The sequence below is a fragment of the Aestuariivivens sediminicola genome (assembly GCF_022662015.1).
In the GTDB taxonomy this organism is placed as follows: Bacteria; Bacteroidota; Bacteroidia; order Flavobacteriales; family Flavobacteriaceae; genus Aestuariivivens; species Aestuariivivens sediminicola.
Window position 1 is genome coordinate 18107 of the sequence record NZ_JAKMCM010000008.1, and the last position, 22945, is coordinate 41051.

Here is a 22945-nt window from a genome sequence, read left to right on the forward strand (position 1 = left end):
TAGTTTCTTTTATAATTTAGACCTTATTAATGAAAATAAAGTTGTATAATTGCAGTAACAATACGCAACAATCACATATGCAGATTGTTAATTCTTCAGAATAAAATATCTTTTTTTCAGAACAACCCTAAATATTAGAAGTAAAAATTATTCAATTAAACATCAATGTTTGAAATTTCACAATTAAAAGAGAAAAAGCTCTCTGATCTTCAAGAGATTGCAAAACAATTAAACGTTCCTAAATATCGTTCTCTCAAAAAATTAGATTTAGTATATCAAATTTTAGATGTACAAGCTGCGAATCCTGAGACAGCTAAAGAAATTACCCTGACTAGTCAAGGACAACAAGAAAAACCTAACACACGAAAGCCCAGAAGACGCATTCAAAAAGAAAGTTCTCAAAAACCTGAACAACAAGAAAATCAAAAAGAAACAGGTTCTAAAAAAGGGCAGGATGATAAAAAAGGGCAGGATGATAAAAAAGGTCAGGATGATAAAAAAGGTCAGGATGACAAAAAATCCTTTGAAGATCATTCAAACACCAAAGACAAACAACATACACAGCAGAAAAAGGAACAAAACCAACAACATAAGAATAAAAATCAGAAAAACACCCAGAATAACGGTAATAAAGACAATAGAAACCGTTACAGGGAACCCGATTATGAGTTCGATGCCATCATAGAAAGTGAAGGTGTTCTGGATATCATGCAAGATGGTTACGGGTTTTTGCGATCGTCTGATTACAATTACTTATCTTCTCCTGATGATATTTATGTATCGCAATCACAGATCAGGTTATTTGGTTTGAAAAAAGGCGACACTGTGCTTGGACAAGTTCGTCCGCCTAAAGAGGGTGAAAAGTATTTTCCTTTAATTAAAGTCACGAAAATTAACGGGCAGAAACCAGAAGTGGTGAGAGATCGTGTCGCTTTTGAACACCTGACCCCTCTATTCCCAAAAGAAAAATTCAATATTGCTGAAAAACAGAGTACCATTTCTACACGGATTATGGATTTGTTTTCACCAATCGGAAAAGGGCAACGCGGTATGATAGTTTCCCAACCAAAAACGGGTAAAACGATGTTACTGAAAGATGTTGCAAATGCAATTGCTGCGAATCATCCGGAAGTTTACCTTATGATTTTATTAATTGACGAGCGCCCTGAAGAAGTAACCGACATGCAGAGAAATGTACGAGGTGAAGTTATTTCGTCTACGTTTGATAAAGAAGCTCATGAACATGTGAAGATTGCAGACATTGTCCTGGAAAAGGCCAAACGATTGGTGGAGTGCGGACATGATGTGGTCATTCTCCTCGATTCCATAACACGTTTGGCAAGAGCCTATAACACGGTACAGCCGGCATCCGGTAAAATCTTAAGTGGTGGTGTTGACGCTAATGCTTTACATAAACCGAAGAGGTTCTTTGGTGCCGCTAGAAATATTGAAAACGGAGGCTCTCTTTCCATTATCGCCACAGCCCTTACGGAAACCGGTTCCAAAATGGATGAGGTTATATTTGAGGAGTTCAAGGGAACAGGTAATATGGAATTACAATTGGATAGAAAAATATCCAACCGTAGAATTTTCCCAGCCATAGACCTGACCTCTTCAAGCACGCGACGCGACGACCTTTTACTGGACGACAATACCATTCAACGCATGTGGGTTATGCGTAAGTACCTTGCGGATATGAATCCTGTTGAAGCCATGGAATTTATCAATGAGCGTTTCAAGCAAACCAGAAATAATGAAGAGTTCTTAATATCAATGAACGGTTGATAAATACGACAATTTTTTAAAAAAAGCCTTGAACAATGTTCAAGGCTTTTTTTACGTTAACAACGCGATGTAGGAGTCAATAGATGTTTCCTAACAAAAAAAAGCCTTTCAGAATTGAAAGGCTTTAATTTTTAAATTTCGGCTTCTATTACAATGAAGCAATGTGTTTTGTCAAACCAGATTTCAGATTAGCCGCCTTATTCGCATGAATCACATTTTTCTTGGCTAATTTATCTAACATGGAAGCCACTGAAGGATAAAGTGCTTCAGCCTCTTTTTTATCAGTTAACTCACGTAATTTCTTGATAGCACTACGTGTACTCTTGTGCTGATATCTGTTAGTTAAACGCTTGGTCTCACTACTTCTGATTCTTTTTAATGCTGACTTATGATTTGCCATTTTAATTTTTCTTATTAAATATTGTAGCCCGTAGGGGAATCGAACCCCTCTTACCAGGATGAAAACCTGGCGTCCTAGCCGATAGACGAACGGGCCATTTTTTTCAAGTGCGCAAAGATAAATGTCCTATTTATGTCTGCAAAAATTTTCAAATAACGCGCAATGTTTTAAATTGCAAGCTAGCAGTTATATTATATCTTTCTAGCGGGTGCAAAAATACAACTATTTTTAAATGCTGCAAGCGCTAAATTATTTTTTTTAAAAATTTTACAATTAGTAGGCCTTCGCGAATAATACACGACCCGAAGAGGGTTTTCCACTGTAAACACAGGTTCCCTTCTCGGCTTTCATTTCCAAAGGAATACAACGAATTGTAGCCTTTGTTAACTCTTTAATTTTATCCTCTGTTTCATTTGTTCCATCCCAGTGCGCAGAAACGAAACCCGTCTTGGTTTCCAGGACCTTTTTAAAATCCTCAAAATTATCTACTTCTGTGATGTGGTCATCTCGAAACCTCAGAGCTCTGCTAAATAAGGATTCCTGTATTTCCCGCAGTAAAGATTCCACCGTTTCATTTAGATCATCCAAGGCAATAATCGCTTTAGAAAAGGTATCTCTTCTGGCCAATTCAACCGTACCATTTTCCAAATCCTTTGGGCCGATTGCAATACGCAAAGGCACACCTTGCAGTTCGTGTTGCGCAAATTTCGCTCCAGGTCTTAAGGTGTCGCGATCATCATATTTAACGGAAATACCTTTATTCCTCAAGTCCTTAAGAATACCACTGACAACTTCAGTAATCTTTTGAAGCTGCTCCTCTCCTTTGTATATGGGAACTATCACCACCTGGTTTGGCGCTAAACTTGGGGGTAATACCAAACCGCTGTCATCACTATGGGTCATTATAAGAGCTCCCATTAAACGTGTGGACACACCCCATGAGGTTGCCCATACATAATCCTGTTTACCTTCCTTGTTAACAAATTTCACATCAAAAGCTTTCGCGAAATTCTGCCCTAAAAAATGAGAAGTCCCCGCCTGAAGTGCCTTACCATCCTGCATTAAGGCCTCTATGCAAAAGGTTTCTTCGGCTCCTGCAAAACGTTCCCTTTCCGTTTTAACGCCCTGAATTACGGGGATAGCCATAAAATTTTCCACAAATGTGGCATATACGTTGTTCATAAGTTTGGCCTCATCCATGGCCTCTTCTTTTGTAGCATGTGCGGTATGTCCCTCCTGCCATAAAAACTCTGCCGTACGTAAGAACAACCGGGTACGCATTTCCCAACGTACCACATTAGCCCATTGATTCACCAAAATGGGTAAATCCCTGTAGGACTGTATCCAATTTCTATAGGTATTCCAAATAATAGCTTCACTCGTAGGTCTCACAACAAGCTCCTCCTCCAGTCTTGCTTCCGGATCTACACGTAATTTACCCTTTCTTTCAGGGTCGCTCTGTAAACGGTAATGTGTAACAACTGCACATTCTTTTGCAAAACCTTCCGCATTTTTTTCTTCAGCCTCGAACAAACTCTTAGGTACAAAAAGTGGGAAATAGGCATTTTGATGACCCGTTTCCTTAAACATTCGATCCAGTTCTGCCTGCATTTTTTCCCAAATCGCATAACCATAGGGTTTAATTACCATACAGCCTCTAACTGCTGAGTTTTCCGCCAGGTCGGCCTTAACGACTAATTCGTTATACCATTTCGAGTAATCCTCTGCTCTGCTTGTAAGTTTTTTGCTCATACTAGTGTTTTGGCACAAATATTGTGACTATGTTATAAAAGAAATAGTTTGGCAAAACTAACTATTTTTGTTATGTTCAACAATAAAATTCTAGAGATATGCAATGTAATAACTACCTAAAAAGAAAAATGCCAATTTTAGCCATTTTAGGGTTATTGATTGGTTTTACATCGTGCGGATCATATCAATACGTAGGTGTTGACAATGATGGCATATATGATACCTCAGAACCGCATATCCAATATCAAGATGCTGTTGTTGAAATTCCCAATCCTTCGAACAGTAATTATTACAAAAACTATTTTCGAAATAAATCTCTAGAAGCCGAACTCATTTCGGCTGACGATGCTATTTTCACGGATATCGATTCCTATTCCAGTGATAATTTTGTTGATAACGACTCTCTAACAAATGATTACCAAGGTTATGCAGGTTGGGGTCAGGACAGTAATAGCGTTACTATAAACTACATTGATAACGGTTGGAACAACTGGGGCTGGAATGTTGGTTTTGGTTGGGGTTGGAACAACTGGAGATGGAACCGCTGGAATAATTGGGGTTGGAACAACTGGGGCTGGAATACCTGGGGTTGGAACAATTGGGGTTGGAATAGCTGGGGCTTCTATGACCCCTTCTGGTGCCCTCCCTTTTATGGCGGATATTACGGTAGCTGGGCCTATTACCGCCCTAATAGATTTGGCTATTATGGTTTTAACCGACCCTGGAGATCGCGTTATTACGGTTACAATAACTTCTACAGACCCAGAGCATCCTACAGCGCAAGCAGACGCGGTAGCTATGCCTCAGGCAGAAGAACTTCAGGTAGCGCATCGAATGTTGCAAATTCAAAATATTATACCTCAAGAAGAGGCAGCGTAGCCTCCCTGTCGAACCGCAGATCATCTTCAAATGCAAATGCAAATACGACACGAAGATCGTCCAATTATGGGACCAGGACCTACTCTCCTAATCAAAGATCATCAAGTACTGCCATTAGAAGAAGTCGCTCGGTGACACCATCGGCAAATTCTACAAGACGCTCGTCGTCTTCAATGGCTAGACGAAGTTCCAGTACAGTTTATCGCTCGTCTCCATCGTATTCGAGAAGTAGTAATCCTTCATACAATCGAAGGAGCACTTCTTCCTCAAACAATAGGAGTTACAGGAGTAGCAGCAATTCAGGGTCGTCAAGGTCTTATTCCGGATCCAGTAGCGGTGGTAGCAGCAGAAGTTCCGGCTCATCCAGAAGTAGTGGTGGCGGTGGCGGCAGGAGACGTTAACAATAACATCCTTCCATAATTTAAGATAACATTAATTTTAATAAGTGGCATTTTTCATCCACTGTTTAAACACCCTTTTTATGAAAAAATTAAATATTTTCCTATTCAGCTTCCTCTTTTGTTCTACAATGTATGCGCAGGATTTAACTGATGCCCTTCTTTATTCTCAGGATGACATTTTGGGAACAGCACGTTTCAGAGCATTGAGCGGTGCTTTTGGTGCCCTCGGCGGCGATATGAGTGCCGTAAGCATAAATCCTGCAGGTTCAGCTGTTTTCAGTCAGAGTCATGCTTCCTTTAGTTTATCAAACTCAGACATGACCAACGATACACGTTATTTTAATGGATTGGGGTCAACGAACGATTCCAATTTTGATATCCATCAAGGTGGGGCTGCTTTCGTATTCGCCAGTAGGAATGATTCACCATGGCGGAAATTCACCATTGGTATTGCCTATGACAGGACCAATAATTTTGATAACGATTGGTTTGCCCGAGGTACAAACACGAATAATCAGTCTATAGACCTCTATTTTCTAAATTACGCCGATGGTGTAAGATTGGGAGATATCTCCCTGTTGAACGGTGAATTTATTGAGGATGCTTATCTCGATATCGGAAACGCCTTTGGATTTGCTCATCAGCAGGCTTTTTTAGGATATCAGTCCTACATCCTGGAACCTGATGTCGATGACGATAACAACACCTCCTATTTTTCGAATCTTTATGACGGTACGTTTACCCACGATTACGTTTATACAAGTACAGGGTACAACGGTAAAGTTGCTTTCAACTTTGCAACCCAATACGAAGATAATCTCTACTTAGGAATTAATTTGAACTCACATTTCTTGGATTATCAAAGAACCACCTCCCTGGAAGAAACCAACTCGAACACCCCTCCCAATACGGATCCGGATCTTAATTTCATCAGATTCGATAATTCGTTATCCACGCGAGGCAGTGGTTTTTCATTCCAATTGGGTGGAATACTTAAATTGAGCCAGGAATTTAGAGTGGGACTGACTTACGATTCTCCCATTTGGTATACGATAGAAGAAGAAACGTCGCAGCTTATCGATTCGAATCTGGCCGATCCCGATATTGTTTATGTTGCAGATATTGTTAACGTTTATCCGGAATATAAGATTCAAACACCATCAAAGTTTACCGGAAGTTTGGCTTATGTCTTTGGACAACAGGGCTTAATTAGTTTTGACTACTCCCAAAAGGATTACAGTAAAACCAAATTTAAGCCCGAATCCGATTATTCAGGTTTAAATGCAGATATCAATGATGCGTTTACCAACGCTGCTTCTTATAGATTAGGTGGGGAGTACAAATACAAACAATTTAGTTTCAGAGGGGGCTACCGCTTCGAAGAAAGCCCCTATAAGGATGGCGTTACTGTGGGTGATTTAGATGGCTTTTCATTAGGACTTGGCTATAGTTTTGGAAACACCAAATTAGATATAACCTTTGATCAGTCCAATAGAAGTTTTGAAACATCCATGTACAATGTTGGATTAACGGATCCGGTTTCAATTGACAGGACGAATTCAAATATAGCCCTGTCCTTAAGTTTTAATATTTAAACATGTTCTAGTTTTTTAATTATGGCCTGAACCCTTTGATGGTTCGGGCCATAACTATTTTATGTCGATCCTCCTGTATTTACATTGACAAATCCCCAATATCATTAAATGTTAGTTAAAGACTGAGCTTTAAAAACGGGAAATGTTTATCTTTGCAAACTAAAATTTGATTTACTGGATCATGAAAATTAACAATAACTTAGATGAGTTTGACGCATTGGGTAATGATCATATCGGGACATCCCAGGACACACCGATGCGCAATGATGCTTTTAAATTATCTAAAGAGGAGAAAATAGATATTATAAAAGATGATGTTCGTCACATTATGGAAACCTTGGGTTTAGATCTAAGTGACGACAGTTTAAGCGGGACGCCATTGCGGGTAGCCAAAATGTTCGTTAAAGAATTGTTTGGTGGCTTAGATCCTGAAAAAAAACCAAATGCCTCGACTTTTCAAAACAAATATAAATACGGTGAAATGCTTGTTGAAAAAAACGTTACGGTCTATTCAACCTGCGAGCACCATTTGTTGCCAATCGTTGGTAAAGCGCACATCGCCTATATCTCAAACGGAACAGTTGTCGGACTTTCTAAAATGAATCGGATAGTCGATTATTTTGCCAAGCGTCCTCAAGTTCAGGAGCGTTTAACGATTCAAATCGTCAGGGAATTGCAGAAGGTACTCGAAACTAAGGATGTGGCCTGTGTCATCGACGCCAAGCATTTATGTGTCAATTCCAGAGGGATACGAGATGTTGAAAGCAGTACTGTAACCTCTGAGTTTGGAGGACGGTTTAAAGACAAAGCCACCCGACAGGAATTTTTAGATTATATTAAATTGGACACCAAGTTTTAATCCATATTTATCAATCTGCCACTTAAAGAAATCTGATGCAACTTTACAAAGAACAGCACCTAAAAATATACAATTCCCTTTCCGGACAAAAAGAAGATTTCAGTCCCATAAACGAAGGCCATATTGGGATGTACGTTTGTGGTCCAACGGTATACAGCAATGTGCACCTGGGCAATGTAAGAACCTTCATGTCCTTCGATGTGATATTTCGATATTTAAGACATTTGGGGTATAAAGTGCGTTATGTGCGTAATATTACCGATGCCGGACATTTGGAAAACGATGCTGATTCGGGTGAAGATCGCATTGCCAAAAAAGCACGATTGGAAGAAATAGAGCCTATGGAAGTCGTGCAACGCTATACGGTCGATTTTCACAACATTCTGAATGCCTTTAATTTTTTACCCCCAAGTATTGAACCAACCGCAACCGGACATATTATAGAGCAAATCGAGTTAATAAAGAACATTATTGACAATGGTTTTGCTTATGTCGTTAACGGTTCAGTTTATTTTGATGTTCATAAATTCAACGCGTCAAACGATTACGGTAAACTAAGCAAGCGTAAATTAGAAGACTTGATTCATAACACCAGAGAACTGGATGGGCAAAGCGACAAGAAAAACCCACAGGACTTCGCGCTTTGGAAACGCGCAGAACCCCAACACATTATGCGCTGGCCGTCCCCCTGGAGTGATGGCTTCCCTGGCTGGCACCTGGAATGTACAGCGATGAGCACGAAATATTTAGGAGAACACTTCGATATACATGGTGGAGGTATGGATCTCAAATTCCCACATCATGAATGCGAGATTGCACAGAACGAAGCTGCCAAGGGCCAATCTCCTGTAAATTACTGGATGCATGCCAATATGCTGATCATGAATGGGAAAAAAATGGCCAAATCTACGGGGAATTATATTTTGCCCGGTGAAATCTTCACAGGTGACAACCCAAATATTTCAAAGGCCTATTCGCCCAGTGTTGCCCGATTTTTCATGCTTCAGGCACATTACAGAAGTATCCTGGATTTTACCAACGAAGGGCTTTTAGCCAGTGAGAAAGGATTTAACCGACTTATGGATGCATTATCCGTATTGAATGGTTTATCTGCTGCGGAGCGTTCGACTATAGCTGTCAAGGCATGGAAACAGAAATGTTATGATGCCATGAACGACGATTTCAACTCACCTATTCTCATTGCACAATTGTTTGAGGCGGTCAAATATATCAATCAGATCAAAGATGGTAAAGCGAGCATTTCATCGGAGGATTTAAATGTTCTTAAAGAGACGATGCAGGTTTTTATTTTCGATGTTCTGGGTCTTGAGCAGAGTTCTGAAACCAGCCCGTCTGGTCAAGGTAAATTAGAAGGTGCTGTGGAGATACTCATTAAATTAAGACAAGAGGCACGAGTTAATAAGGATTTTGCCCTATCGGATAAGATTCGTGATGAATTGGCAGCGGTGGGCATTCAATTGAAGGACGGTAAAGACGGTACTACCTTTTCAATTAATTAATTACTTTGTTTGTCGGAATTCATTTGGCATTCAATACCGAAGACTCGGGACCTGGCGATGCAAAGCTCAGTATGAAAAAACTACTCATAGCACCCTTTCTGTTATTGATCAAGATGTATCAAACCTTGATCTCACCACTGACACCTGCAACCTGCAGATACAGTCCCACATGCTCAAATTACGCGAAAGAGGCCTTACAGAAACATGGATTGCTAAAGGGTGGATACCTGGCTTTAAAGCGGATCTTTAGTTGCCATCCCTGGGGTGGATCGGGCTATGATCCCGTTCCTTAAGTCGCAAGAGCTATTTTTGCAATAGATAGCTAAGGAGTATAAAAAAAGCATTATTCCGAATGTTTCTTTTTAGAGGCAGGTTTGGGGTGCTTACTTTATGTTTCATTCAAAACATGCTTTTTGCAAAACTTGCAGTTCAAATATACAAAATTATCGATAAAAAGCAATTTATTTCGTTAAAATGTTTTTAAGAGGTAGTCATCAGTGTCATTTCATCCTAATTCTCTCATCAAAACTGACTATTAAGGTTGCGTTTAAAACAAGGATTGGTCATTTCAACAATGACGTAGTTTATGTCGTCCATTCGGAATCCAGAACCTTTATGGCGATAGAAACAGTGGAAGACGTCTATTGAAGAATAGATCGAAGAGGTATTATGAAACTATAATACCCAATCAAAGGCATGGTCTTAGAACAATCCATCATGCAAGTTGTCCCCAACAAATCTCACAAAATAGGACGTCCCAACCATACCTGATTTGGGTCAGGTGTTGCATGGTACAATTTAAACCCCATTATGCAAACACCATCACAAATAAAAAGCCTATGGCATTATAAAGCAATAGCTTGAAGGTTTGGATTCTTGAAATAAAACAGATTACCGCAAAAGCGATACAGTTTGCCACAGGATGGTGTATTTGCTTCAGTCCATAAAAAAGGCAGGTGAAACACCTGCCTTTTTTGATTCTTATTAACTACTACTAATCAATTATTAATCTATGGCTCGAAATGCCCTGATTGGTATGAATTCGCACGAGATACATAGCTGATGCCAGATCACGAATGCCAATTTCATTAAAATTCTGGGTTACCCTTTTAACCAATTTATTATTGGTATCATAGATCTCCACCTTATCAATCTGATAGGCGCCCATCGTCTTGATATAGAATATACCGGAGGCCGGGTTGGGAAAAACCAGGAACCATTTTCGGTTTGGATCAATCAAACTCAAAGGCTCGCATTCCACATCTGTTTTAAGCCTTACAGTAGCCGTATCATCCAAAAGGGAACCGCATTCCGAACTCGAACTGGCAGCAATCACGTAGGTGGTCGTTTCGGTAGGATTTACTGTGAATTCCAATTGCCCTCCGTCACCAATCTGAGCATCTCCTATCGGGCTGTCATCCGATGCCAAAACCAATTGATAGGTGATACCTTCCTGGCTATCCAAAACTTTGACGGTACCGGGATCACCAGGGCATATTTCAGACCCTTCAACCGTCAGGGCAGTGTTAGGAAAAACTTCAACAGTAACCCTCACTTTATCATTTAAAAACACACTACCACAGAGCGAATAACTGGCCTTTACCGTATACTCAGTATCTTCGTCAGGTGTCACATTGAACACAACAGGATCGTCGTTACCATATCTCGATCCTATTCCGGTGGCCGTGCCGTTTGCATAGAGCTCGTAGAACACCTCTGTTTCGGAAGCCTGAACGACAATTTGAGTCGATGAGCCCTCACATAGGGTATAATCCTGGTCGTCATCTTCACTGACCACCCTCAGAGTACGGTCTGGTATGGTCCTAATCGTTGCTCCGTTATCCAATATGACGGAGCAGCCACTATCAGCCGTGTAATATGCCCCGATCATGTAATTGGTAGTTGCCTCAGGATTTACAGTAAATGTCGCGGCTCCGCCATTTCCCGGTTTTTCATCCAATACACTGCCATCTTCTGACAGCAGTTGATAGGTCACTCCGATCTCGGAGTATAAAACATAAATGGATCTGTCACCACATTTACTCGGCGAAGGAACCACGTCCAATCCGATGTCGGGACGGCTAACCATGGTGTCATAATCATCACAGTCCATATCATTGCAAATACCGTCACCATCAACATCCACACAAGGGTCGCAGACATCGCCGATACCATCATCATCTGCATCTGCCTGATCCGTATTCACATCATTCGGGCAGTTGTCACAACCATTAGGAACGTCGTCCCCGTCAGTATCTTCCATGGGATCAGTATCCTCGTGCTCAGGATTTTCCAATTCCCAGGCATCCAGTATGCCGTTCCCGTTGCAATCCAGTCCGACATCCGCCATGATCTCACAGACATCCATGACGCCATTTACATTGCGATCCAATAGGGAATCCGTGGTGAGCTCGCATTCATCTGGAACCCCATTATTATTACAATCAAATTCAGGACCGATTTCGGCGCATACCTCACAGGGTTCTCCCTCACCATCACAGTTGTCGTCCACACCATCGTTACAGGCCTCTTCGGCACCCGGATTGATCGCGGCGTCGGAATCGTCGCAATCGGTACTGTCCAGTACATATCCATCCGGTCGCACACAGTCTGAAGCTAATACCGATACGGCGGGATTGCCATACCCGTCGTTATCTTCATCCCGATACCATGTGGCCTCATCACCATCTGTCAGGCCATTACAATCATTGTCGATACCGTCATCACATAGTTCAGTAGCTCCGGGATGGATAGCCGGATCCGTGTCATCACAATCTTCTTCTACCAAATAGCCATCCCCGTCCAGATCGTCGTCCGGTGTAGCGGCATCACAATCGTCGTCCTTACCGTTATAAGCTAATTCTTCTGCATCCGGATGGACTTCGGCATCCGTATCATCACAATCCCCTTCGATTTCGGTATGGCCATCACCGTCACAATCGCTACAGGCCACCTCTATGGCGTATTGATAGTCGTAGATGTATTCGAACCCTTCATAGATATCGGGTGTTGAGGCCACGACCAAATAGAGGGCATCCCCCTCGTTTGTCCAGATATCCACTGATGATTCGGCCCGACCCTGGGACGCCTCTTCACTAATTTCAAAAGGCATATAAGAATAACTATCCCCGCTCTTAATAACCGCCCTGGCCTTGAAACCCGTTTGGACGGGATTTTCCGGAGCGCCTCTAAATTTAAGGGTATATCTGGTCGACAGGGTGCTGTCTATCTTAAACGCGTTGTAGGCCCAGGCTCCCGGTTTCAGTTTATCAGGCACAGCTCTCCAGTACCCTTCAGTGCCCTTTGCCGACAGGCTGTCTGTTATTTTATTACCGAAGGATTGCGCCCAAGGTCGCGCCTTTTTCATGCGTTTTCGCGAGTCCTCTTCTGAGGCTTTGAAGTAGGGACCGGTGCCGTCATCATAGTCCCACACAGTTGTCCGGGCAGCAAAATCAGCGAATACCTCCTTCAAATCGTATCCCTCTTCTTCGAGCAGATCCCGAAGGCCCTTCATATGATCATGCGGCCACCGGTTAAACAATTTGCCTATAAGGTTTGTCGAGGTCACCTGTGTTAGATAATTGAAAAACGCATAGGACCCATAGGCATGTCCACCGGCAAATTCGGTCCCATAATAGGCTTCTACCGGGGAGGTGCTCACGGTCCATAAGGGCAGATGCGGAAATAGGCTATAATGTCCCAACAGGGTGGAATGTGCCCCCGGAAAAATGGCATTCGGCGCCCATTCGGCCGTGCTTTCCATAAGCCATTGGCCGGGACCCGCATTGCGGTCTTCAAGACGCTTAAACAATTGGTAGGAATGGAAATTCTCATGCAGCCAGTAGTTCACATTTTCCCTGGTATGCGGGTTGCTTAAGGACCAGGATCTGACAAAGGTATTCACAATACCCTCTTCCATTTTATGGTCACGTCTCCGAAGCATCACATAGTCACGACGCCGTCCGTTTGGTCCGTAAACAAATGCATCCAGATCATCCATCGGGTACATGCCTGTATTTAAAACGAAGGTTTCAAATGCGAGCTCCTGCCTGTCCAGATAATACTGGAACTTCTCTTCCGTCATGTCGTGTTCGTCCTTCTGACCCCAGAGGCAGACGTAGGCCCCGCATAAGGGGTTATTGTACTCTTCACCATATGGCGGGTCGTCCACTTCCAGACTTGTCAGACAGTATTGACTCAGGTCCTCCAGGATCAGGGGAGAAACCGCCCGATCCCATATCCGCAGATCCCAGGCCTGACCATTGTAAGGTCCTAGGACCATATGGTTATTAGCGTACCAAGGCAGGGCTATTTCATTATACCAACTACCGTTCAGGTAGACATCGATCTCGCCCCGGCGCATCACGATCCCCAGATGGTTACAACTCACATCCGAAAGGCCTTCAATCTCTATAAGTTCCGTTCCATCTTTATCTAAGAGTTGCAAGGCATCGTATTTCTGAACAATGGTAAGGAAATCCGCAGATGACAAGGCCCTGCTCACGGCACCTATTGTGTCGTTCTGGGCCAGGTTATCCGGTATGAATTTAAAGGTTACCGTTGATGATCCTTCAGGAAATGGCACCTCCAGCGCCATGTCGATCGTCTTTCCCCTTAATCCCGTATATGGGTGCCTTATGCTGTCGTAATCTGACCCGGTCGTTACAGTTATCACATTCATATAGCTGGAGTGGTCCTGATCGCCGGTCAACCGGGGCATATGTAAAACCGGAGTTGCGATTTCATAGCCTTCTATTAATTTGCGCATGGCGACCGCTGCAGACTGCCCTATAAGCAGAGGAGACGCAGCGTCGAAATACTCGTAATTCGAAAGGTCTGTTGTTACGAGTGCTGCGGCCGTACCTATGGAATTGGCCACACTGGTTTGGGCTTTCTGAACGACCTCACCGAGGGAACTGTCGTTATGGGTGTTGATGATCACGGCCGGCAGATTGGGTTGACCCAGATCGTCCCTAAGGGTACCGATAAGATCGGACAGGTTCTGTTCGTAATTATTTGCGTATTCCGCATTAAGGGCATCCTGCCATCCCTGGAACCAGAATATACCCTCTACTTGAGCCATGGTAGACCTTCCGGCATATTTGGCCAGGTAATTTCCTGGAGTATCCCTTACATCTTCCAAATGCGCCTTCAATAAGGGGAAATTCCCTGCTCCGTCACCATGGTCACCTCCATCGGCACGCCAGTGCTGATAGAGGTTGGAATCTTCCTCGATCACTTTCACCAGGATGATCTCACCATCAAAATATTCGGAAAGATAGCGCCCCAGCATGAGTTCCGGCCCATAGGTAGTCGCAGACTTCCCGAAACCGGTATTCAGGGCACCGGCCTCTAAAGGGACCAGGTTACGAAAGCCCTCCTCGTTACGTTCGTATTGGAATTGAACAACCGAAACACGTCCATGGTCTGTTTTTAACTGACCGTCTATCAAAGGATTGGCAAACAAGCGCTTGGCTTCTTCTCGCGCCTGATCTTCCTCATAACCATTTTCGAAGGTCCCCCGGGTATCGTTATAATAGAAATCGGAGATCACATTGAAATAGCGGTCTTTAAGATCGGTGTCACTGAGGTAACAACCATCAGGGTCGTCATCAAGCAGAAGGCTGCCGTTGGCACAAAGCAATCGGTCCAATTCGGTGTTCGGTGCATGGCCCAGCATGTTGGTGCCACCTGCCAGAAGAAAGATCTTAATATTGGGCTGCGTATTATCCGTGTCCATAGCATCGCAAATGCCGTCATCATCCACATCGATACAGGCATCAGAGCAATCGACGATACCATCACCATCGGTATCATCCACAGCGGTACAGGATTCATAGGCACCGATGTCCGGTATGCCGCTTACCATACGTCTGACCACACCGGTAATATCGGTGGTCTCCTGTTCAAAAACGGAAGGATCGTCAAATCCGATATCCAGTAATCCGCTGTCTTCGCCTATGGCCAGACCATCATCCGAGGTACGATAAGTTCCGTCCGGTCCTTCGGGATCGTCTATGTTTACAAAGGGATTATCCAACAACTGGCTGAATCCGGCGGTGTCGCCCCCAAATGTTGTTGGGTCCTGGGCTGAAAAATTTGAATTTCCGTTGAACACGGCAGGTGCATGCACGAAGTAAAGGTCCTGATCCGAACCAAATGAGGACCTGTTATTATAAAACAGAGTATTGTAAAGTTTAAGATGGTTCGCCTCATTATTCGAATATAAACCGTAACCGACATGGTTGGTAATAGTGACATTATAGAAGCTAGGTCGTCCTCTATCAACAAATATTCCTGATCCTCTTCCTGTAGCCGTGTTGGCTGTAATCAGGGTATTGTAAAAACGCGCACTGGAGATCCCCAAGGCAATGCCGCCACCATCTGCACTGGAGGTATTGTTCACAATGACACATTTCCGTATGTTTGGGGCACTTCCATTAATGAATAGCCCGCCCCCTGACCATGAATTGTTTGTTTGGATAACCAGTGCCTCCAATACCGCATTGGAATTGTAGAGTACCACACCAGCACCCCGGCGTCTGCTAATGTCCGTGCCATCAACGGTTAAGAAATTGTCGAAGGCTTCAAAAGAACCATACCCGTCCTTTACAGTAAACCCGTTTATCAGGGTGCTCTCCTGGGCATCCAAAAGGGTTACCACATGATAGCAGTTATCGGTGTCCAGGTTTGGTACGCCGATATCCCCGCTGAGGACAGTTTCTCCGCCCTCACGAGCCACCACGCGACTCTCATGACCTGCAAATCCGCCATACATTTTTACACCGGGCACCAGATGAAAGGTAAAATCGCGATCACCTAAGGACGTTAAAGGATCGGCATTACGAGGAAGTCCCGAGGGATAATAGGTGCCCTCGGCCACCCAGATCTCATCAACACAGGATTGCAAACGGGCCGCCTTGTCAAGGGCGTCCTGGAGGGAGGTAAAGGCATTATTCCAATCGGTACCGGAATTGTCACCGGTGGCATTGGCCCTGACATAGATCACACTGAAGGGATAGTCATTATCGTCTATGGTCCCGTTACAATCGTTGTCCTTGTTGTCGCATATCTCCAGAGCTCCGGGATATACCGAGGCATCGGCATCGTCGCAATCGCCGACCTGTAGGACGTGGTCCTCAGATACGTCACATATATTGAAGGAACTGCTGATATCTGAATCACCATAACCATCGCCATCGCCATCGAAGTAACGGATCTCAGTTGCCAGGGGATCAGGACAGTGCTCATAGGCACCAACATCGGTAGCTTCCCCGATGTGCCTGCGTCTAATCCCCGTAATATCTGTATCCCTTTCATCTACTGTTGACTTTGTGTTTACCACATCCAGTAACACACTGCCTGCCTTAGGAATAAAACCGTCATCCGGTGTCGCTATTTGCCCGTCTGCCCCGGATGCATTGTCACTGTCTATAAAAGGATTACTATCCAGTTTTATAAAGCCTTCAGGACTGCCATAAGCTGAAGGATCCTGGGAGGTAAAGGCATTGGATCCCTTGATATTGAGAAGGCCAGGGCTATCCAGGCCGACAAAATCGTTGTCGGAGTTCCACAACACGCTGTGGACGACATTCAGTTCCAGAGTCATACCGGCATTAGGGTTCAATAGCATTCCTTCTGCATTTGTTGCCACATTTCCGGCTATGGTGCTGTTATAAAGGTTACAGGTATAGGTACCCGTTGTGTCCATGAGACCAGAAATATGAATAGCACCGCCATTCTGACCTGTATTTCCGGTCACCAGAGCATGATGCATTGAGATATTCGAACGACTAAGGTTAAGGCCTCCGCCATAGCCATTGGCTGTGTTGTCGAGAATGATGGTCTTAGTTATCACCAATTCAGATCTCCCTGCAGATATGCCTCCCCCATGGGCATCTGAATGATTAAACATCACTTTTAGATCTGAAGCCTTTAAATTACTTGAACGCATCATGATTCCTGCACCGTCACGCGATGACACATTAGCTTGAACAATCATGTTTTCAAGGTTGAAGGCCGAGGAAGCTTGTATAAAAAGACCGGCACCGGCATCGCGTGCCATCGCTTGAGATCCGATTTCAAATCGTATAGACGTGTTTTGGTCGGCATTCCCATCCCTGACGGTAAAGCCATTCATATGGGTTTCCCGATCGATATGGTGTGCCAATACCACATGGTATACATTATCCGAGGCATCACCGGGTATACCGATATCGCCACTCAAAATTGTCGTATGACCAGGTGATCGGTCATCTATACTGGTCTCATTACCGGCAAATCCGCCATAAAGGTTGACACCATCAACCAGTATAAAGGTAAAGTCTCTGTCGGTCAATCCCGGAATGTCATCAGGATGGACGTTTCCCGGAGGTGCAGAGGGATAATAGGTGCCTTGCGCCACCCAGATCGCATCACCAAAGGTCGCCATGTCCAGTGCCTTCTGCAGGGATTCAAAGGCCGTGTTCCAGGTCAAGCCATTTAGATTGTCGTTCCCATCAGACTTCACATAATAGGTCGTCTGTGCCAAAGCCGATGTTCCCATCGCTATGGCGATAATAAAAAGTAAGTTTCGTAACATAAGATTTAAGATTTAGGCAACAAAGAAACGGCCTCAAAGGCCCATGGACAATACGTTATGAGTTTGGATTCTTGAATCCAAACACATTAAAAGTTTGCTGGTAAACAAATCAAGTATGGGTAAGTCTGCCTATTGCAGACCTCTTGAAGACTCAGCCCTCAGTAAATGGCTCACATGAAGAAGTAAAAAAATTTGATCCGGCCATAACAGAGGTTTGTAATGGAAACCTATACGGTACCACTACTTAGGCTGCCTCAGGGCAAAAATGAAAACCATACATGACATGGTTAACCCAACTGAGACCGAGTTAACGTTTCTCGGGAATATGTTTTAATATTTCCAGGACAAAGGTCCAGTATTTCTGTACAGAAGATATCTGTGCCCGTTCATCCGGTGAATGGGCACCCTTTATATTCGGACCGAAACTAATCATATCCATTTCAGGATAATTCTGACCTAAAATACCGCATTCCAGTCCGGCATGACAGGCCGCGACATGCGGTGATTCACCATTCAGTGCTTCATAGAGATTGGTCATCACCTTTAATATAGGGGATTTCATATTGGGCTGCCATCCCGGATAGTCCCCGGAAAATACAACAGCACAGCCCATGAGTTCAAACGTGGCACGTAAGGCATTGGCCAGGTCCATCTTGGCACTCTCTACTGAAGAACGCGTCAAACAGGCAATATGGATCTGTCCGTCCTTTACCAGGACCTTAGCAATATTGTTGGAGGTTTCAACCAGACCCGGGATATCGGGACTCATCCTGTACACCCCATTTAAGGCGGCATACAAAGCGCGTGTCAAGGCCTTCTGCACTGCCAATTCCATACCGTATTGCGGCGTATCGCAGGCGCTCAGCTCAATGCTCAAATCGGGTTCCATGGTATGCAGTTCGGCCTTAATGAATCCGGATCGTGCAGTCATTTCCTTTACAAAGGCCTGTTCATGATCGGCGTCAATCGCAATGATTGCTGTACTCTCCCTCGGAATGGCATTTCTCAACCCTCCCCCATCAATTTCAGAAATTCGGAGCCCATACTGTTCAAAACCATCAAACAGGAGTCGGTTCATAATCTTATTGGCATTGCCCAATCCTTCATGGATCTGCATACCGGAATGCCCTCCCTGCAGTCCTTTGACCTCTATTTTAAATCCCTTATTACCCTTTCCTACCTCCTCCAAGGTATAGGTACGCGTGGCAGTGACATCGATACCTCCTGCGCAGCCCACACCAATTTCATCGTCTTCCTCTGTATCCAGATTGAGTAAGATGCCTCCTGTAAGTAGCCCTGCCTTCAAACCTTTGGCCCCCGTCATCCCTGTTTCCTCATCAATGGTAAACAGCGCCTCAATTGTCGGGTGTGCAATAGCTTCACTTTCTAAAATCGCCATAATGGTGGCTACACCAAGACCATTATCGGCTCCGAGGGTCGTACCCCTGGCCTTTACCCAATCCCCTTCCACAACCATCTCGATACCCTGGGTATCAAAATCAAAAACGGTATCGTTGTTTTTTTGGTGTACCATATCCAAATGCGACTGCATCACGACCGTGGTTCTGTCTTCCATGCCCTTGGTAGCCGGTTTTTTAATGATCACATTACCCACTTCGTCCACCAGGGTTTCCAGTCCCAGTTGTTTCCCAAAGGAGGTCATGAAGGCAATGACGCGTTCCTCTTTTTTTGACGGGCGAGGTACAGCGTTCAAATCGGCAAATTTATTCCACAAGGCTTTAGGTTCGAGTTGTCTTATTTCTGAATTCATTGTTTTTCTTTGGTATATCACAAAGATATAAAGACCTTCCCTGTTTTAATCCCAACAGGCCTAAAAATGTAAAACAATTTTCTATTTTTGGTCTATGCTAAAAAACACAAAACTTTGGATCGCTCTGGGACTTGTTCCACAGTATGTTTTGGTGAGAATTGTGTCGCAATATCCTGAATTTATCGAGCACTACTACAGTCAGGGTGTGTATACATTTATCTCAGCGTGTTTCAGATATGCATTGGGATGGATTCCCTTTTCTTTTGGGGATATCCTATACACGCTAACGACTTTCTATGTTTTGCGATGGTTTTATGTGAACAGGAACAGATGGCGACGGGATTTCAAAAACCGGATCATTGATATACTATCGGCGGTATCGCTCTTTTATTTCGCGTTTCATGTGTTATGGGGCTTCAATTATTATCGGGTGCCGCTTCATCAGCAACTGAATTTAGGTGCCGATTACAGTTCTGAACAACTGATATCGGTCACGGAAAAATTAATTACCAAAACTAATGCCCTTCATCTGGACATTGCTGAACACGACTCCCTGAAAATTGATCTACCCTATACGAAACGCGACATACTGTCTATGGTTTCCGGGGGTTATGACAATTTAAAACCTGCCTTTCCACATTTGGAATACCATCCGAAAAGCATCAAGAGATCCTTATACAGTTACCCTCTAACCTATATGGGATTTAGCGGTTATTTAAATCCGTTTACCAACGAAGCCCAAATCGATGGCATCATTCCCATTTTTAAATTCCCGACAACAGCGTCCCATGAAATTGCACACCAACTGGGTTATGCTGCAGAAAATGAAGCCAATTTCATTGGATTCCTGGCGGCCTCAAATCATGAGAACGCCTATTTTAAATTCTGTAGCTATGCCTTTGCCCTGCGTTTTTGCCTCAATGAAATATTCATGCGAGATGCCTGTCTTTTCGAAGATATGGTAGCGGATGTTAACCCGGGTATACTCAAAAACTATAAAGAGACCCGCGAGTTTTGGGAAGCCCATGAGAATCCTTTGGAACCTTTTTTCAAACTCTTTTATGGCCATTTTTTAAAGGCCAATAACCAACACAGGGGTATCGAAAGTTACAGCTATGTGGTCGCCTTATTGGTTAATTATTTTGGCGACAAGGATCTCGTATAATCGTCCTCTTGATGTAACGAAATGTAATTCTAATATTTTTTTGGCAAAGAACTTAAGGTGCTATTATCTCTAGCGTTAAATAAAGGTCTGATCCCTGTGGGGCTCCTATTTAAAGAGGTCGTCGTCTTTAAGCGCAAATGGAATGTATTACTTTTTCTATTTAACATCAGAACTCACTATATTTGATAACATATTGGTCGCTGACCATTTTAAAACTCACAATTCATGCAAAACAAGCTTTTTCTTATCATTCTGATCTTGTTATTAACAGGAAAGATCCATGCTCAAAACACCGATAATGCCAAAGTATTTTTAATCACCCTGGATGGTGTCCGGTGGCAGGAGGTTTTTAGGGGAACAGACGCATCACTGCTCAATAATTCGGATTATACCAGGAATAAAAATCTCTTAGAAGAAAGGTTTCAAGGGCAGTCCTTAGAAGAAAACCGTAAAAAATTAATGCCTTTTTTCTGGAATAGCATTGCTGAAAAAGGTCAATTATACGGAAACAGGGATAAAGGGAATAAGATGGATCTTACCAACACCATGTGGTTCTCGTACCCGGGATACAGTGAAATTCTAACCGGTTTTCCCGATGACCAGAATATTACCAGTAATGACAAGATCTACAACAGCAACGTAACCTTCCTGGAGAAAGTAAACCAATTAGCGGACTATAATGGGAAGGTAGCTGCATTTTGCAGCTGGGATGTCTTTCCGTATATCATCAATGATAAGCGCTCAGGAATCCCCGTAAATGCCGGGTATATGAAGGCCACCACCACTCCACTCACGGCGCGTGAGGAACTCATCAACACGATGCAATTTCAGGCTCCCATACTGTGGGAAAGTGTACGACTTGACGTGTTTACCCATTATATGGCAAAAGAACATATTAAGAAAAAACATCCGGAATTGGTCTATATCTCCTACGGTGAAACGGACGATTTTGCTCATGGTGGTCATTTTGATTTTTATATTAACGCCATACATAATACCGATGGCCTTATTCAGGATCTTTGGGAAACTGTGCAGAATGATCCCTTTTATAAAGACAAGACCTATTTCGTTATTACAACGGATCACGGACGGGGTACGGGAGCTGAAGACTCATCATTGTGGACCGGTCATGGGAGCAGTGTAAGAGACTCTAATGAAACCTGGCTCGCCATTATAGGTCCTCAAATGAAGCCCAAAGGGGAGGTTGTCGATCAAGGACAAATCTATACGAATCAGATCGCGGCCACAGTATTGGACCTGCTAAACGTAACGGTTAACAGAAAAAAAATGGGCGAATCCCTGGTAAACCGATTAAATGAATAGCCATAGTCTCACTTTAGGTCATGAACCTCTGAATTTATGCTTTAAACTTATTAACCCTTGTCTGTAAAATTAATTTCCAGTATCACGAATCCCCTGGTCCGTCAATTGGTCCAATTGAAGTACAAATCACGGGAACGTAAAAAAACAGGTTTGTTTGTCATTGAAGGTCAACGTGAGATAGAACTCGCCTTAAAGGGAAGTTATTCTATAGACACCCTTTTATATGTACCTGAATTGTTCTCTGCGGAACAGGTAAACTCTATTGCAGACCGTTCAAGTAAGGTCATTGAAATCTCACGAGAGGTGTATGGGAAATTGGCCTACCGCGATTCCACCCAAGGCGTCCTAGCCCTGGCTAAAGCAAAACATCATACGATCTCAGAGTTGGTATTACAAGGTCCCTCCCCGTTAATTTTAGTGGCCGAGGCGCCTGAAAAACCGGGGAATATAGGGGCATTGTTAAGAACTGCCGATGCGGCTAAAGTGGATGCCGTAATTATTGCCAATCCGAAAACGGACCTGTATAACCCGAATATTATCAGATCCAGTGTGGGATGTATTTTCACCAATCCGATTGCCACTGGTGAAACTTCGGAAATCATTGATTTTCTGAAGGGTCATGAAATTAAAATCTACTGTGCTGCCCTTCAGGCATCAGTCCATTACCATACCCAGGACTTTAGGCAGCCAACGGCTATTGTGGTAGGTACTGAAGATTCGGGCCTAAGTCCGGAGTGGCTTAAGCATTCCGATCAGAATATCATAATCCCGATGCATGGGGAAATAGATTCCATGAATGTTTCAGTTGCGGCAGGAATTCTTATTTTTGAGGCCAAAAGACAGCGCATGGTCATTTGAAATTAAGGATGTGTGATGATCAATTAGAAAGGAGTGACTATCAATATGGAGCTAAA

At 43.5% G+C, this 22945-nt stretch carries 13 protein-coding genes and 1 tRNA gene; 9 read left to right on the forward strand and 5 right to left on the reverse strand.

Translation table 11 applies throughout. The features are described 5' to 3' along the window. Positions 1 to 165 precede the first annotated feature (165 nt). Positions 166 to 1785 carry a transcription termination factor Rho gene (gene rho, locus MR041_RS14470; protein ID WP_242094965.1) on the forward strand — a complete coding sequence of 540 codons (1620 nt, stop codon included), beginning with the start codon at positions 166 to 168 and terminating at the stop codon, positions 1783 to 1785. Between the two features lie 148 nt (positions 1786 to 1933). On the opposite strand, the gene rpsT is transcribed toward rho, so the two are convergent. The 3 genes from rpsT to proS all read right to left on the reverse strand — a co-directional run bounded on the left by rpsT (position 1934) and on the right by proS (position 3937). Further along, positions 1934 to 2185 carry a 30S ribosomal protein S20 gene (gene rpsT / locus MR041_RS14475; protein WP_242094966.1) on the reverse strand — a complete coding sequence of 84 codons (252 nt, stop codon included), beginning with the start codon at positions 2183 to 2185 and terminating at the stop codon, positions 1934 to 1936. 24 nt (positions 2186 to 2209) lie between these two features. Further along, positions 2210 to 2281: transfer RNA gene (locus MR041_RS14480), tRNA-Glu, on the reverse strand. A 177-nt stretch (positions 2282 to 2458) separates the two neighbouring features. Beyond that, the gene (gene proS, locus MR041_RS14485) at positions 2459 to 3937 is read right to left on the reverse strand and encodes a proline--tRNA ligase (protein WP_242094967.1); all 1479 of its coding nucleotides are present in this window, start codon (positions 3935 to 3937) and stop codon (positions 2459 to 2461) included. A gap of 128 nt (positions 3938 to 4065) precedes the next feature. Here proS and MR041_RS14490 point away from each other — a divergent pair, with 128 nt between their 5' ends. The 5 genes from MR041_RS14490 to yidD all read left to right on the forward strand — a co-directional run bounded on the left by MR041_RS14490 (position 4066) and on the right by yidD (position 9484). After that, positions 4066 to 5217 carry a hypothetical protein gene (locus tag MR041_RS14490; protein WP_242094968.1) on the forward strand — a complete coding sequence of 384 codons (1152 nt, stop codon included), beginning with the start codon at positions 4066 to 4068 and terminating at the stop codon, positions 5215 to 5217. Between the two features lie 80 nt (positions 5218 to 5297). Beyond that, entirely contained in the window at positions 5298 to 6812 is a 1515-nt protein-coding gene (locus MR041_RS14495; protein ID WP_242094969.1) for an OmpP1/FadL family transporter, read from the forward strand. Positions 6813 to 6993: 181 nt separating this feature from the next. Further along, a complete protein-coding gene (gene folE, locus MR041_RS14500; protein WP_242094970.1) occupies positions 6994 to 7671 on the forward strand; it encodes a GTP cyclohydrolase I FolE in 678 nt (225 codons plus the stop codon). A gap of 35 nt (positions 7672 to 7706) precedes the next feature. Beyond that, positions 7707 to 9191, forward strand: coding sequence for a cysteine--tRNA ligase (cysS, locus tag MR041_RS14505; RefSeq protein WP_242094971.1), 1485 nt, complete (start codon positions 7707 to 7709; stop codon positions 9189 to 9191). A gap of 71 nt (positions 9192 to 9262) precedes the next feature. After that, positions 9263 to 9484, forward strand: a complete 222-nt coding sequence (yidD, locus tag MR041_RS14510; RefSeq protein ID WP_242094992.1) for a membrane protein insertion efficiency factor YidD — start codon at positions 9263 to 9265, stop codon at positions 9482 to 9484. 701 nt (positions 9485 to 10185) lie between these two features. Here yidD and MR041_RS14515 read toward each other — a convergent pair. Together MR041_RS14515 and MR041_RS14520 are read right to left on the reverse strand one after the other, a co-directional pair. Continuing rightward, complete coding sequence (locus MR041_RS14515) at positions 10186 to 17772, reverse strand: MopE-related protein (RefSeq protein ID WP_242094972.1); 7587 nt, start codon at positions 17770 to 17772, stop codon at positions 10186 to 10188. 307 nt (positions 17773 to 18079) lie between these two features. Further along, a complete protein-coding gene (locus MR041_RS14520; RefSeq protein ID WP_242094973.1) occupies positions 18080 to 19543 on the reverse strand; it encodes an aminoacyl-histidine dipeptidase in 1464 nt (487 codons plus the stop codon). Positions 19544 to 19637: 94 nt separating this feature from the next. Between MR041_RS14520 and MR041_RS14525 the strand changes: the two genes are divergently transcribed. The 3 genes from MR041_RS14525 to MR041_RS14535 all read left to right on the forward strand — a co-directional run bounded on the left by MR041_RS14525 (position 19638) and on the right by MR041_RS14535 (position 22889). Next, entirely contained in the window at positions 19638 to 20708 is a 1071-nt protein-coding gene (locus MR041_RS14525) for a DUF3810 domain-containing protein (RefSeq protein WP_242094974.1), read from the forward strand. A gap of 225 nt (positions 20709 to 20933) precedes the next feature. Then, positions 20934 to 22031, forward strand: coding sequence for a sulfatase-like hydrolase/transferase (locus MR041_RS14530; protein WP_242094975.1), 1098 nt, complete (start codon positions 20934 to 20936; stop codon positions 22029 to 22031). A gap of 57 nt (positions 22032 to 22088) precedes the next feature. Continuing rightward, positions 22089 to 22889 (forward strand): TrmH family RNA methyltransferase, encoded by an 801-nt coding sequence (locus tag MR041_RS14535; RefSeq protein WP_242094976.1) that lies wholly within the window; start codon positions 22089 to 22091, stop codon positions 22887 to 22889. Positions 22890 to 22945 lie beyond the last annotated feature (56 nt).

Bases quoted from the DNA above. Each gene is read 5' to 3' on its own strand.
- rho (WP_242094965.1), top strand. From the start codon at position 166: ATGTTTGAAATTTCACAATTAAAAGAGAAAAAGCTCTCTGATCTTCAA.
- rpsT (WP_242094966.1), bottom strand. From the start codon at position 2,185: ATGGCAAATCATAAGTCAGCATTAAAAAGAATCAGAAGTAGTGAGACC.
- proS (WP_242094967.1), bottom strand. From the start codon at position 3,937: ATGAGCAAAAAACTTACAAGCAGAGCAGAGGATTACTCGAAATGGTAT.
- MR041_RS14490 (WP_242094968.1), top strand. From the start codon at position 4,066: ATGCCAATTTTAGCCATTTTAGGGTTATTGATTGGTTTTACATCGTGC.
- MR041_RS14495 (WP_242094969.1), top strand. From the start codon at position 5,298: ATGAAAAAATTAAATATTTTCCTATTCAGCTTCCTCTTTTGTTCTACA.
- folE (WP_242094970.1), top strand. From the start codon at position 6,994: ATGAAAATTAACAATAACTTAGATGAGTTTGACGCATTGGGTAATGAT.
- cysS (WP_242094971.1), top strand. From the start codon at position 7,707: ATGCAACTTTACAAAGAACAGCACCTAAAAATATACAATTCCCTTTCC.
- yidD (WP_242094992.1), top strand. From the start codon at position 9,263: ATGAAAAAACTACTCATAGCACCCTTTCTGTTATTGATCAAGATGTAT.
- MR041_RS14515 (WP_242094972.1), bottom strand. From the start codon at position 17,772: ATGTTACGAAACTTACTTTTTATTATCGCCATAGCGATGGGAACATCG.
- MR041_RS14520 (WP_242094973.1), bottom strand. From the start codon at position 19,543: ATGAATTCAGAAATAAGACAACTCGAACCTAAAGCCTTGTGGAATAAA.
- MR041_RS14525 (WP_242094974.1), top strand. From the start codon at position 19,638: ATGCTAAAAAACACAAAACTTTGGATCGCTCTGGGACTTGTTCCACAG.
- MR041_RS14530 (WP_242094975.1), top strand. From the start codon at position 20,934: ATGCAAAACAAGCTTTTTCTTATCATTCTGATCTTGTTATTAACAGGA.